A 14,509-nucleotide genomic window follows, 5' to 3' on the forward strand; every position below is an offset into this window, starting at 1 on the left:
CCAAACGATGCCGACCGAGTACCGCTCCCGTGCATGTTGCGCGGGGCGGAGTTGAAGTACGGAGGAGTGCAATGGCTCTTAATCTGACCCAGAAACAGGAAGTCGTTGCCGAACTGGCCGAGGTCGCCAGCAAGGCGCACTCGCTGGTCGCCGCGGATTACGTCGGTCTTACCGTCGGGCAACTGACGGAAATGCGCAAGAAGGCCCGCGAAGCCGGTGTGTACTTGAAGGTAGCCAAGAACACGCTGGTCTCGCGCGCAGTGGAGAACACCGATTACGCCATCGTCGCCGATGAGCTGACCGGTCCTTTGCTGTACGCCTTCTCGCAGGAAGATCCCGGCGCTGCGGGACGTCTGATGAAGGAGTTCGCCAAGGCGAACGACAAGCTGAAGCCACGCCTTGTGTCATTGGGCGGACAGTTGTACCCGGGCACCCATGTGGATGTCCTGGCGTCGCTGCCGACCCGTGATGAGGCGTTGTCGATGCTGCTCAGCGTCATGTCCCAGCCGGCCACCATGCTGGTGCGCCTGCTCAGCGAGCCCGCGTCGCAGGTCACCCGCGTTGTCAACGCGGCTGGCCAGACCAAGGCTGCCTGAGGCAGACAGTTCGGTTTACGGTTTTCCGCATAACGCTTTACGACAATCAAGTCGTTTCCAATCCAGATAAAACGAGGTTTTTACAATGTCCCTGTCCAACGAGCAGATCATCGAAGCGATCGCCGAAAAGTCCCTCATGGAAGTGATGGAGCTGGTGAAGTCGATGGAAGAGAAGTTCGGCGTCTCCGCCGCCGCTCCCGTCGCCGCTGCCGGCCCGGCCGCAGCCGCTGCTGCCCCGGCTGAAGAGCAGACCGAGTTCACCGTGACCCTGAAGGCCGCCGGTGAGAAGAAGGTCGAGGTCATCAAGGTCGTGCGTGCGATCACCGGTCTGGGCCTGAAGGAAGCCAAGGACCTGGTCGAAGGCGCGCCGAAGGATGTCAAGGAAGGCGTGACCAAGGACGAAGCCGAGAAGCTGAAGAAGGATCTCGAGACCGCCGGTGCGTCCGTCGAAGTCAAGTAATCCTTGATTGAGTCGCCGGTTTATACTGGAGGCGACCAGCCGGGGCTGGGGGCGAAAGCTCCCGGCCTTTGGCCGTTGTAGCGATATCTGATCAACGTACAAGCACGTTGCACCACGCAGTACCGAGTTGACAGCAGGAAGTAGCGGGAGAAGGCGTGCTGGTGCCGGCAATACCAGCGACTTCCCACTGGCAATTTTGCACCACCTTGATGCATCCCCCGATCTGCATCTCCCCCATCACGTTTTCCCCCGGGCCGCGGACGCGCGACCCGATGAACACCGAGGCGGTAGCTCACCATGACCACAGCTTCCACGACGAATTATTCGTTCACTGAAAAGAAGCGCATCCGCAAGGATTTCGGCAAGAGCCGGTCGATCCTCGAGGTGCCGTTCCTGCTTGCCATCCAGGTCGATTCGTATCGCCGGTTCCTGCAGGAAGACGTCGCACCCGCCAAGCGCGAGGAGCGCGGACTGCATGCCGCCCTGAAGTCGGTGTTCCCGATTTCCAGCTACAGCGGCAACGCGGCCCTGGAGTACGTTGATTACAAACTCGGTGAGCCGGCCTTCGACGAGCGCGAGTGCCGCCAGCGCGGCATGAGCTACGGCGCCCCGCTGCGGGTCACCGTGCGCCTGGTCATCTACGACCGCGAGTCCTCGACCAAGGCCATCAAGTACGTGAAGGAGCAGGAGGTCTACATGGGCGAGATCCCGCTCATGACCGACAACGGCACCTTCATCGTCAATGGCACCGAGCGCGTCATCGTCTCCCAGCTGCACCGCAGCCCGGGCGTGTTCTTCGACCACGACCGTGGCAAGACCCACAGCTCCGGCAAACTGCTCTACAGCGCGCGCATCATCCCGTACCGCGGCTCCTGGCTGGACTTCGAGTTCGACCCCAAGGATGCGCTGTTCACCCGTATCGATCGCCGCCGCAAACTGCCGGTGACCATCCTGCTGCGCGCGCTGGGCTACAACAACGAGGAAATGCTGGCCGAGTTCTTCGAGGTCAACACCTTCCACGTCGACCCCAAGGAAGGCGTGCACCTGGAGCTGGTGCCCGAGCGCCTGCGTGGCGAGACCCTGGACTTCGACCTGGCCGACGGTGACAAGGTCATCGTGGAAGCCGGGCGCCGCATCACCGCGCGTCACGTCAAGCAGCTCGAGGCCGCCGGCATCGATGCGCTGGCCGTGCCCGACGAGTACCTGATCGGCCGCACCCTGTCGCATGACGTCATCGACGAGAGCACCGGCGAGCTGATCGCCGCGGCGAACGACGAGATCACCGAAGAGCATCTGGAACTGTTCCGCAAGGCCGGCATCGATGCGCTGGGCACGATCTGGACCAACGATCTGGATCGCGGCGCGTTCATCTCCAATACCCTGCGGATCGACCCGAGCAAGACCCAGCTGGAAGCGCTGGTCGAGATCTACCGCATGATGCGTCCCGGCGAGCCGCCGACCAAGGATGCCGCGCAGAACCTGTTCCACAACCTGTTCTTCACGTTCGACCGCTACGACCTGTCGGCCGTCGGCCGGATGAAGTTCAACCGCCGCATCGGCCACAAGGAAGTCACCGGCGCCTCGGTGCTGTACGACGAGCGCTACTTCTCCCAGCGCAAGGACGAGGAGTCCAAGAAGATCGCCGCCGAAGTGGGCGAAGGCTCCGACATCCTCGACGTGCTCAAGGTGCTGACCGAGATCCGCAACGGTCGCGGCATCGTCGATGACATCGACCACCTGGGGAACCGCCGCGTGCGTTCGGTTGGCGAGATGGCCGAGAACACCTTCCGTGTCGGCCTGGTCCGGGTGGAGCGTGCGGTCAAGGAGCGCCTGTCGATGGCCGAGGCCGATGGCCTGACCCCGCAGGACCTGATCAACGCCAAGCCGGTTGCGGCCGCGGTCAAGGAGTTCTTCGGCTCCTCGCAGCTGTCGCAGTTCATGGACCAGAACAACCCGCTCTCGGAGGTCACCCACAAGCGCCGCGTGTCGGCTCTTGGGCCGGGCGGCCTGACCCGCGAGCGCGCGGGCTTTGAAGTGCGCGACGTGCATCCGACCCACTACGGCCGCGTGTGCACCATCGAGACCCCGGAAGGCCCGAACATCGGCCTGATCAATTCGCTGGCGGTGTTTGCCCGAACCAACGAGTACGGCTTCCTGGAGACGCCGTACCGCAAGGTCGTGGACGGCAAGGTCACCGACGAGGTCGAGTACCTGTCGGCGATCGAGGAGAACGAGTACGTCATCGCCCAGGCCAACGCGCCGCAGGACGCCAAGGGCGTGCTCAGCGAGCTGTTCGTGGACTGCCGCTACCAGGGCGAGTCCATGTTGAAGCCGCCGAGCGAGGTGGACTTCATGGACGTCTCGCCGATGCAGACCGTCTCGGTCGCCGCCGCGCTGGTTCCGTTCCTGGAGCACGATGACGCCAACCGCGCGCTGATGGGCGCCAACATGCAGCGCCAGGCGGTACCGACGTTGCGTGCGCAGAAGCCGCTGGTGGGTACGGGCATCGAGCGCGCCGTGGCGCGTGACTCGGGCGTGACCGTGAACGCACTGCGCGGCGGCACCGTCGAGCAGATCGACGCGGCCCGCATCGTGGTCAAGGTCAACGAGGACGAGATCAGCAACGAGACCGACGCCGGCGTCGATATCTACAACCTGATCAAGTACACCCGTTCCAACCAGAACACCTGCATCAACCAGACCCCGCTGGTCAACGTGGGCGACGTGATCGCGCGCGGCGACGTGCTGGCCGACGGTCCCTCCACCGACATCGGCGAGCTGGCCCTGGGCCAGAACATGCTGATCGCGTTCATGCCGTGGCACGGCTACAACTTCGAGGATTCCATCCTGCTTTCCGAGCGGGTGGTCCAGGAGGATCGCTACACCACGATCCACATCGAAGAGCTGACCTGTGTCGCGCGTGACACCAAGCTGGGGCCGGAGGAGATTTCCGCCGACATCCCCAACGTCTCCGAGCAGGCGCTCAACCGCCTGGACGAGTCCGGCGTGGTCTACATCGGCGCCGAAGTGCGCGCCGGCGACATCCTGGTCGGCAAGGTCACGCCCAAGGGCGAGAGCCAGCTGACCCCGGAAGAGAAGCTGCTGCGGGCGATCTTCGGCGAGAAGGCGTCCGACGTGAAGGACAGCTCGCTGCGCGTGCCCCCGGGCATGGACGGCAACGTCATCGACGTGCAGGTCTTCACCCGCGACGGCATCGAGAAGGACGCCCGTGCCAGGCAGATCGAGGAGTCGGAAGTCCGCCGGGTCAAGAAGGACTTCGACGACCAGTTCCGCATCCTGGAGGCGGCGATCTACAGCCGCCTGCGCAGCCAGCTGATCGGCAAGGTCGCCAATGGTGGCGGCGGCGTGAAGAAGGGCGAGACCGTCACCAGCCTGGTGCTGGACGGCCTGTCGCGGAAGGACTGGTTCAGCCTGCGCATGAAGGACGACTCGGCGGTCGAGGCGATCGAGCGCGCGCAGAAGCAGCTGGACGTGCACGAGAAGGAATTCGAGCGCCGTTTTGCCGACAAGCGCGCCAAGATCACCCAGGGCGACGACCTTGCTCCGGGCGTGCTGAAGATGGTCAAGGTGTTCCTGGCGGTCAAGCGCCGCATCCAGCCGGGCGACAAGATGGCCGGCCGCCACGGCAACAAGGGTGTGGTATCGACCCTGGTGCCGGTGCAGGACATGCCTTACATGGCCAACGGCGAGACCGTCGACATCGTGCTCAACCCGCTGGGCGTGCCAAGCCGCATGAACATCGGCCAGGTGCTGGAAGTCCACCTGGGCTGGGCCGCAAAGGGACTGGGCGAGAAGATCCAGCGCATGCTGGAAGCCAAGGCCAAGGTCACCGAGCTGCGCAAGTTCCTCGACGAGATCTACAACCACGACACCAAGCTGCATGGCCAGCGCGTGGACCTGAAGCAGTTCAGCGACGATGAGCTGCTGGCCCTGGCGGGCAACCTCACCGACGGCGTGCCGATGGCAACGCCGGTGTTCGACGGTGCCGCCGAGTCGGAGATCAAGTCGATGCTCAAGCTGGCGGACCTGCCGGCGAGTGGCCAGACCACCCTGTATGACGGTCGCACCGGCGAGGCGTTTGATCGTGAGATCACGGTTGGCTACATGCACATGCTGAAGCTGAACCACCTGGTCGACGACAAGATGCACGCCCGCTCCACCGGCCCGTACTCGCTCGTCACCCAGCAGCCGCTGGGCGGCAAGGCGCAGTTCGGCGGCCAGCGCTTCGGTGAGATGGAAGTCTGGGCGCTGGAGGCCTACGGAGCGGCGTACACGCTGCAGGAAATGCTGACGGTCAAGTCCGACGACGTGCAGGGACGCAACCAGATGTACAAGAACATCGTCGATGGCGAGTACGAGACGGTCGCCGGCATGCCGGAGTCGTTCAACGTGCTGGTCAAGGAGATCCGCTCACTCGCGATCAACATGGAGCTGGAAGAGAACTGAGGCTCCTGGGTGGGCAACGCCGCGGATCGCGCGTTGCCCGGCCCAGGCCACCGGTAGTGCCAGCCCTTTGACGATTTACTCCTCCACGGAGAAAGAAAAATGAAAGACCTGCTCAACCTGTTCAACCAGCAGCGTCCGGCGCTGAACTTCGACGCGATCAAGATCGCGTTGGCGTCGCCCGACCTGATCCGTTCGTGGTCGTTTGGCGAGGTAAAGAAGCCCGAAACGATCAACTACCGCACCTTCAAGCCCGAGCGCGACGGCCTGTTCTGCGCCGCGATCTTCGGCCCGGTGAAGGACTACGAGTGCCTGTGCGGCAAGTACAAGCGCATGAAGCACCGCGGCGTGGTGTGCGAGAAGTGCGGCACCGAGGTCACCCTGGCCAAGGTCCGTCGCGAGCGCATGGGACACATCGACCTGGCCTCGCCGGTCGCCCACATCTGGTTCCTCAAGTCGCTGCCCAGCCGCATCGGCCTGATGCTGGACATGACCCTGCGCGATATCGAGCGCATCCTCTACTTCGAGGCGTTCGTCGTCACCGAGCCGGGCCTGACCCCGTTCGAGCGCGGCCAGCTGCTCAATGAAGAGGAGTACATGCAGGCCCGCCAGGAGCACAACGACGACTTCGACGCCGCGATGGGCGCCGAGGCGGTGTTCGACCTGTTGCGGACCCTGGACCTGCAGAGCGAGCTGGTCCAGCTGCGCGAGGACATGGCCGCCACCGGTTCGGAGACCAAGCTCAAGCGCTACACCAAGCGCGTCAAGCTGATCGAGGCGTTCCTGGAGTCGGGCAACAAGCCCGAGTGGATGGTCATGACCGTCCTTCCCGTCCTGCCGCCGGACCTGCGTCCGCTGGTGCCGCTGGACGGTGGCCGCTTTGCGACCTCCGACCTGAACGACCTGTACCGTCGCGTCATCAACCGCAACAACCGCCTGCGCCGCCTGCTGGAGCTCAGCGCGCCGGAGATCATCGTGCGCAACGAGAAGCGCATGCTGCAGGAGTCGGTGGATGCGCTGATGGACAACGGCCGTCGTGGCCGCGCCATCACCGGCACCAACAAGCGCCCGCTGAAGTCGCTGGCCGACATGATCAAGGGCAAGCAGGGCCGGTTCCGCCAGAACCTGCTGGGCAAGCGCGTGGACTACTCCGGCCGCTCGGTCATCGTGGTCGGTCCGTACCTCAAGCTGCACCAGTGCGGCCTGCCCAAGAAGATGGCGCTGGAGCTGTTCAAGCCGTTCATCTTCGCCAAGCTGCAGCGCCAGGGCCTGGCCACCACCATCAAGGCGGCCAAGAAGCTGGTCGAGCGCGAAGAGGCGGAAGTCTGGGACATCCTGGAAGAAGTCATCCGAGAGCATCCGGTGCTGCTGAACCGTGCGCCGACCCTGCACCGCCTCGGCATCCAGGCGTTCGAGCCGGTCCTGATCGAGGGCAAGGCGATCCAGCTGCACCCGCTGGTCTGCACCGCGTTCAACGCCGACTTCGACGGTGACCAGATGGCCGTCCACGTGCCGCTCTCGCTGGAAGCCCAGCTGGAAGCGCGTGCGCTGATGATGGCCTCCAACAACATCCTGTCGCCGGCCAACGGCGAGCCGATCATCGTGCCGTCGCAGGACGTCGTGCTGGGCCTGTACTACATGACCCGCGCGCTGGAGAACAAGAAAGGCGAGGGCATGGCGTTTGCCAACGTCGCCGAGGTCAAGCGCGCCTACGACAACCGCGTGGTGGAACTGCACGCCAAGGTCAAGGTCCGCATCGAGGAGTCGGTGATCCAGGAGGACGGCAGCCGTGTGCAGCAGTCCTCGATCGTCGACACCACGATCGGGCGCGCGTTGCTGGACGACATCCTGCCGTCCGGCCTGCCGTTTGCGCTGGCCAACGTCGAGCTGACCAAGAAGAACATCAGCCGCCTGATCAACTCGTGCTACCGCATGCTGGGCCTGAAGGACACGGTAGTGTTCGCCGACCAGCTGATGTACACCGGTTTCGCCTTCGCGACCCGCGCCGGCGTGTCCATCGGCATCGACGACATGATCATCCCGGACGCCAAGAAGGGCATCCTGGACGAGGCCGAGACCGAGGTCACCGAGATCCAGGAGCAGTACCAGTCCGGCCTGGTCACCGGCGGCGAGCGGTACAACAAGGTCGTGGATATCTGGTCGCGCACCAACGAGCGCGTCGCCAAGGCGATGATGGAAACCATCGGCACCGAGAAGGTGGTCAACGCCAAGGGCGAGACCATCGACCAGAAGTCGATGAACTCGGTCTTCATCATGGCCGACTCGGGTGCGCGTGGTTCGCAGGCGCAGATCCGCCAGCTGGCCGGCATGCGTGGCCTGATGGCCAAGCCGGATGGCTCGATCATCGAGACCCCGATCACCGCGAACTTCCGTGAAGGCCTCAACGTCCTGCAGTACTTCATCTCGACCCACGGCGCGCGCAAGGGCCTGGCCGATACCGCGTTGAAGACCGCGAACTCCGGTTACCTGACCCGTCGCCTGGTCGACGTGGCCCAGGACGTGGTCATCACCGAGGACGATTGCGGCACGCTGGAAGGCCTCACCATGATCCCGATCGTGGAAGGCGGCGACATCGTGGAGCCGCTGCGCGACCGCGTGCTGGGTCGTGTCGTGGCCGAGGACGTGTTCCTGCCGGGCGATGACGAGGATCCGATCGTCACCCGGAACACCCTGCTCGACGAGGCCTGGGTGCAGAAGCTGGAAGAGGCGAGCGTGCAGCTGATCAAGGTCCGCTCGACCATCACCTGCGAGTCCACGTTCGGGGTGTGCGCCAACTGCTACGGGCGTGACCTGGGCCGCGGCCACATGGTCAACCATGGCGAGGCGGTCGGCGTGGTCGCTGCCCAGTCCATCGGTGAGCCGGGTACCCAGCTGACCATGCGCACGTTCCACATCGGTGGCGCGGCGTCGCGAGCGGCGGCCATCGACAACGTCACGGTGAAGACCACCGGTACGCTGAAGTTCAACAACCTCAAGCACATCGAGCACTCCGACGGCCACGTGGTCGCGGTGTCCCGCTCCGGTGAACTCTCCGTGCTCGACGTCCACGGGCGTGAGCGCGAGCGTTACAAGCTGCCCTACGGTGCGACCATCGACGTCAAGGATGGCGCGGAGATCAAGGCCGGCCAGCAGGTCGCCCATTGGGACCCGCATAACCATCCGATCGTCTCGGAAGTCGCCGGTTTCGTGCGCTTCATCGACTTTGTCGATGGCGTGACCGTGATCGAGAAGACCGACGAGCTGACCGGTCTGGCCTCGCGCGAGATCACCGATCCCAAGCGTCGTGGTTCGGCGGCCAAGGAACTGCGCCCGATCGTGCGCATCATCGACAAGGACGGCAACGACCTCAACATCCCGGGTACCGACCTGCCGGCGCAGTACCAGCTGCCACCGCGCTCGGTGGTCAACCTGCAGGATGGCGCGGCGGTGGGCGTTGGCGACGTGGTTGCCAAGATCCCCCAGGAAGCGTCCAAGACCCGCGACATCACCGGTGGTCTGCCGCGCGTGGCCGATCTGTTCGAGGCGCGCAAGCCCAAGGACCCGGCGATCCTGGCCGAGGTGTCGGGCATCGTCAGCTTCGGCAAGGAAACCAAGGGCAAGCAGCGTCTGGTGATCAAGGAAGCCGACGGCACCGATTACGAGGAGCTGATCCCCAAGTACCGCCAGATCATCGTGTTCGAAGGCGAGCACGTGGAGAAGGGCGAGACCGTGGTGGACGGCGAGCCGACCCCGCAGGACATCCTTCGCCTGTTGGGCGTGGAGCCACTGGCGGTGTACCTGACCAAGGAAATCCAGGACGTGTACCGCCTGCAGGGCGTGAAGATCAACGACAAGCACATCGAGGTGATCGTTCGCCAGATGCTGCGCAAGGTCGATATCAGCGACGCCGGCGACAGCAAGTTCATGAATGGCGAGCAGATCGAGCGTCAGCGCTTTGTCGAAGAGCATGCACGCGTCGCGGCGAACGACGGCATCGTGCCGCAGTTCAACCCGGTCCTGCTGGGCATCACCAAGGCCTCACTGGCGACGGAGTCGTTCATCTCCGCGGCCTCGTTCCAGGAGACCACCCGGGTGCTCACCGAGGCCGCTGTCCGCGGTACCCGTGACAACCTGCGCGGACTCAAGGAGAACGTCATCGTCGGTCGCCTGATTCCTGCCGGCACCGGATTGGCGTACCATGCGCAGCGCCGCAAGAACGCGTCGGGTCTGACCGACTCCGAAATGGCGGCCCTGTCGGCGCCGGTGGCGTCCGCTGCGGTGGCAGAGGATGTCGGCGAAGAGTCGAGCGCGTCGTAATACTGCAATAGCAAGTGGCGACCGGAAACGGTCGTCCCAGATCACCAAATGAGGCGCTCGGAGCGCCTCGTGTTGGGCCCAGGGAAGGGCGGGATCAGGAAGTTTCGCGGGACTGGCGCACTGCGCCGGTCCCCGCGAATTCGTGTCTAATCCGCATTTGACGGCATCGTCAAGGGCGGGTTATACTTTTCGGTCTCGGTCGGTCGGGAGTTTCCGGCTTTCCGTTCGTTATTCACAAGAGGCGCGGCATTCCTGGCCGGCCTCCCACCAAAGAGTTCCTGATGGCGACGATCAATCAGCTGGTCCGCAAGCCGCGGCAGGCAGCGACCTACAACAGTGCCTCGCCGGCGCTTGAGAACTGCCCGCAGCGCCGCGGCGTTTGCACCCGTGTCTACACCACCACCCCGAAGAAGCCGAACTCGGCGATGCGCAAGGTGGCCAAGGTGCGCCTGACCAACGGTTACGAGGTCATCTCGTACATCGGCGGTGAAGGCCACAACCTGCAGGAGCACTCGGTGGTGCTGATCCGCGGCGGTCGCGTCAAGGACCTGCCCGGCGTCCGTTACCACACCGTGCGCGGTGCGCTCGATGCCGCCGGCGTCGCCAAGCGCCGCCAGCGCCGTTCAAAGTACGGCGCCAAGCGCCCGAAGTCCTGAGGAATTGACCCATGTCGCGTAAAGGTTCAGCACCGCAGCGTTCGATCCTGCCCGATCCAAAGCATGGCAGCGAGACGATCGCGCGTTTCATCAACATGGTCATGTACAGCGGCAAGAAGTCGGTCGCCGAGAAGATTGTGTACGGCGCCATGGACGTGATCGGCGAGAAGAATGCCGATCCGTTGGAAGTCGTCGAGAAGGCCCTGGCCAACATCTCGCCGGCGGTTGAGGTCAAATCCCGCCGCGTTGGTGGTTCCACCTACCAGGTTCCGGTCGAGGTGCGCTCGTCGCGCCGGGTCGCTCTGGCAATGCGCTGGCTGATCGACGCCGCGCGCAAGCGTGGCGAGAACACCATGCCGCGCAAGCTCGCCGCAGAGCTGCTTGATGCCTCCGAGAGTCGTGGTGGCGCGGTCAAGAAGCGTGAAGAGACCCACCGCATGGCGGAAGCGAACAAGGCGTTCGCGCACTACCGCTGGTGAGCCGGGTGCCCTGCCGCTGGCGGGGCGTTCGCAGGCAACAAGACACTCCGACGGCGGCCGTGGCTGCCCGAGCGTACCGTGTGCCGCCCCCAGGCGGCACCCGGCCTTTCTGAAACATCCAAATACGAGAGGGTACCGTGGCTCGCACCACTCCCATCGAACGCTATCGCAACTTCGGCATCATGGCCCACATCGATGCCGGAAAGACCACCACCTCCGAACGCATCCTGTTCTATACCGGTGTCAACCATAAGCTTGGCGAAACCCATGAGGGTGCCGCCACGATGGACTGGATGGAGCAGGAGCAGGAGCGCGGCATCACCATCACGTCGGCTGCGACGACCGCTTTCTGGAGCGGCATGGACAAGTCCATGGAACAGCACCGGCTGAACATCATCGACACCCCCGGGCACGTCGACTTCACCATCGAGGTGGAGCGCTCCCTGCGCGTGCTCGATGGCGCGGTGTTCGTGCTGTGTGCGGTGGGTGGCGTGCAGCCGCAGTCCGAGACTGTCTGGCGCCAGGCCAACAAGTACAAGGTGCCCCGTCTTGCGTTCGTCAACAAGATGGACCGCACCGGTGCCAACTTCAACAAGGTCGTCAGCCAGCTGAAGGCCCGCCTGGGTGCCTATCCGGTGCCGATGCAGGTGCCGATCGGTGCTGAAGACGGCTTTGAAGGCGTGGTCGACCTGGTCAAGATGAAGGCGATCCACTGGGATACCGCTTCCCAGGGCACCGTATTCGAGTACCGCGACATCCCGGCCGAACTGCTGGAAGAGGCGACCACCGCCCGCTCGTTCATGGTCGAGGCTGCCGCCGAAGCCAGCGAAGAGCTGATGGACAAGTACCTCAACGACGGTGAGCTTACCGAGGCCGAGATCATCGCCGGCCTGCGCGAGCGTACCCTGAAGGTCGAGGTCATCCCGGTGTTCTGCGGCACGGCGTTCAAGAACAAGGGCGTCCAGGCGATGCTCGACGGCGTGATCCAGCTGCTGCCGGCTCCGACCGACGTGCATGCCGTCACCGGTATCGACGAGGACGATCAGGAAGCAACCCGCGAAGCCTCCGACAAGGCGCCGTTCTCGGCGCTGGCGTTCAAGGTCATGACCGATCCCTTCGTGGGTTCGCTGACGTTCTTCCGCTGCTATTCGGGCGTGCTGAATTCCGGCGACCAGGTCTACAACCCGATCAAGTCGAAGAAGGAGCGCATCGGCCGCATCCTGCAGATGCATTCCAACGACCGCATCGAGATCAAGGAAGTGCGCGCCGGGGACATCGCCGCCGCGGTCGGCCTCAAGGATGTCACCACCGGTGACACCCTTTGCGCGATCGACCACGTCATCACCCTGGAGCGCATGGTGTTCCCGGAGCCGGTGATCTCGATGGCCGTGGAGCCCAAGACCAAGGCCGACCAGGAGAAGATGAGCACCGCGCTGGGCCGTCTGGCGCAGGAGGATCCGTCCTTCCGCGTGCACACCGACGAAGAGTCCGGCCAGACCATCATCTCCGGCATGGGCGAGTTGCACCTGGACATCCTGGTGGACCGCATGCGCCGCGAGTTCAACGTTGAAGCCAACGTGGGCAAGCCGCAGGTGGCTTACCGCGAGACCATCCGCAAGGCGGTCAAGGCCGAAGGCAAGTTCGTGCGCCAGTCCGGCGGCAAGGGCCAGTTCGGCCACGTGTGGCTGGAAATCGAGCCCGGCGAGACCGGCAGCGGTTACCTGTTCGAGAACGCGATCGTCGGCGGCGTGGTCCCCAAGGACTACATCCCGGCGGTGGACAAGGGCATCCAGGAGGCGGTTGCCAACGGCCTGCTGGCTGGCTATCCCATCGTCGACGTCAAGGTCAAGCTGGTCGACGGTTCCTACCATGAGGTCGACTCCTCGGAAATGGCGTTCAAGATCGCCGGCTCGATGGGCTTCAAGGAAGGCTTCCACAAGGCCAGCCCGGTCCTGCTGGAGCCGATGATGAAGGTCGAGATCGTCACCCCGGAGGATTACCTGGGCGACGTGATGGGCGATGTCAGCCGTCGTCGCGGCATCCTGCAGGGTCAGGAGGACAGCCTGTCCGGCAAGATCATCGACGCGATGCTTCCGCTGGGCGAGATGTTCGGCTACGCCACCAGCCTGCGCTCCATGTCGCAGGGTCGTGCGACCTTCACGATGGAATTCGATCACTACGCCGAGGCGCCGGCCAACATCGCCGACGCGGTGATCAAAAAGAACTGATGCAACGGCCGGCATCCGCCGGCCGCCGCTTCCACACGACAACCAGATGAAATCCAGAGGTAACAATCATGGCCAAGGGTAAATTCGAGCGCACCAAGCCGCACGTGAACGTCGGCACGATCGGTCACGTTGACCACGGCAAGACCACGTTGACTGCAGCGCTGACCAAGGTTGGCGCGGAGCGTTTTGGTGGCGAGTTCAGCGCGTATGACGCGATTGACCGTGCCCCCGAAGAGAAGGCGCGCGGCATCACGATCTCGACCTCGCACGTCGAGTACGAGTCCCCGAACCGCCACTACGCGCACGTCGACTGCCCCGGGCACGCCGACTACGTGAAGAACATGATCACCGGTGCGGCGCAGATGGACGGCGCGATCCTGGTGTGCTCGGCCGCGGACGGCCCGATGCCGCAGACCCGCGAGCACATCCTGCTGGCCCGCCAGGTGGGCGTGCCCTACATCGTGTCCTACCTGAACAAGGCGGATATGGTGGACGACGCCGAGCTGCTGGAGCTGGTGGAGATGGAAGTGCGCGAGCTGCTCTCCAAGTACGACTTCCCCGGCGACGACACCCCGATCATCACCGGTTCGGCGCTGAAGGCGCTGGAAGGCGACCAGAGCGATATCGGCGTGCCCTCGATCATCAAGCTGGTCGATGCGCTGGACAGCTGGATCCCGGAGCCCGAGCGCGACGTGGACAAGGCGTTCCTGATGCCGGTCGAGGACGTGTTCTCGATCTCCGGTCGCGGCACCGTGGTCACCGGTCGTATCGAGCGCGGCATCATCAAGGTGGGCGAGGAGATCGAGATCGTCGGCATCCGTCCGACCGTCAAGACCACCGTCACCGGTGTTGAGATGTTCCGCAAGCTGCTTGACCAGGGTCAGGCGGGTGATAACGCCGGTCTGCTGCTGCGCGGCACCAAGCGTGACGACGTCGAGCGCGGCCAGGTGCTGTGCAAGCCCGGCTCGATCAAGCCGCACACCGAGTTCGAAGGTGAGGTCTACATCCTGAGCAAGGACGAGGGCGGCCGTCACACGCCGTTCTTCAAGGGCTACCGTCCGCAGTTCTACTTCCGCACCACCGACGTCACCGGCGCATGCGAGCTGCCCGAGGGCGTGGAGATGGTGATGCCGGGCGACAACGTGAAGATGGTGGTCACCCTGATCAACCCGATCGCGATGGACGAAGGCCTGCGTTTTGCGATCCGCGAAGGTGGCCGCACCGTCGGCGCCGGCGTGGTGTCCAAGATCATCAAGTAATAGCGTCACCCGGCGCTCCCCAGGGAGCGCCAAACCAGCGAAATGAGGAG

General features: G+C 64.2%; 8 protein-coding genes. All 8 read left to right on the top strand.

The features are described 5' to 3' along the window. Window positions 1–71: 71 nt before the first annotated feature. The 8 genes from rplJ to tuf all read left to right on the top strand — a co-directional run bounded on the left by rplJ (window position 72) and on the right by tuf (window position 14,459). A complete protein-coding gene (gene rplJ / locus INQ42_RS02515) occupies window positions 72–596 on the top strand; it encodes a 50S ribosomal protein L10 (RefSeq protein WP_043959532.1) in 525 nt (174 codons plus the stop codon). 85 nt (window positions 597–681) lie between these two features. After that, a complete protein-coding gene (gene rplL / locus INQ42_RS02520; protein WP_043959533.1) occupies window positions 682–1,056 on the top strand; it encodes a 50S ribosomal protein L7/L12 in 375 nt (124 codons plus the stop codon). Window positions 1,057–1,353: 297 nt separating this feature from the next. After that, entirely contained in the window at window positions 1,354–5,523 is a 4,170-nt protein-coding gene (rpoB, locus tag INQ42_RS02525; RefSeq protein WP_194035014.1) for a DNA-directed RNA polymerase subunit beta, read from the top strand. 99 nt (window positions 5,524–5,622) lie between these two features. Continuing rightward, on the top strand, window positions 5,623–9,837 hold the full coding sequence (rpoC, locus tag INQ42_RS02530) for a DNA-directed RNA polymerase subunit beta' (protein ID WP_194035015.1): 4,215 nt from the start codon (window positions 5,623–5,625) through the stop codon (window positions 9,835–9,837). A gap of 281 nt (window positions 9,838–10,118) precedes the next feature. After that, window positions 10,119–10,493 carry a 30S ribosomal protein S12 gene (rpsL, locus tag INQ42_RS02535; protein WP_036196058.1) on the top strand — a complete coding sequence of 125 codons (375 nt, stop codon included), beginning with the start codon at window positions 10,119–10,121 and terminating at the stop codon, window positions 10,491–10,493. Window positions 10,494–10,504: 11 nt separating this feature from the next. Then, window positions 10,505–10,972, top strand: coding sequence for a 30S ribosomal protein S7 (gene rpsG / locus INQ42_RS02540; protein ID WP_043959536.1), 468 nt, complete (start codon window positions 10,505–10,507; stop codon window positions 10,970–10,972). A gap of 137 nt (window positions 10,973–11,109) precedes the next feature. Continuing rightward, a complete protein-coding gene (gene fusA, locus INQ42_RS02545; RefSeq protein WP_194035016.1) occupies window positions 11,110–13,200 on the top strand; it encodes an elongation factor G in 2,091 nt (696 codons plus the stop codon). A gap of 68 nt (window positions 13,201–13,268) precedes the next feature. Then, window positions 13,269–14,459: an elongation factor Tu gene (gene tuf / locus INQ42_RS02550; protein WP_043959529.1), complete on the top strand. Its 1,191-nt coding sequence runs from the start codon at window positions 13,269–13,271 to the stop codon at window positions 14,457–14,459. The last annotated feature ends 50 nt before the right edge of the window (window positions 14,460–14,509 follow it).

It is taken from the genome of Lysobacter avium (genome assembly GCF_015209745.1).
GTDB lineage: Bacteria > Pseudomonadota > Gammaproteobacteria > Xanthomonadales > Xanthomonadaceae > Novilysobacter > Novilysobacter avium.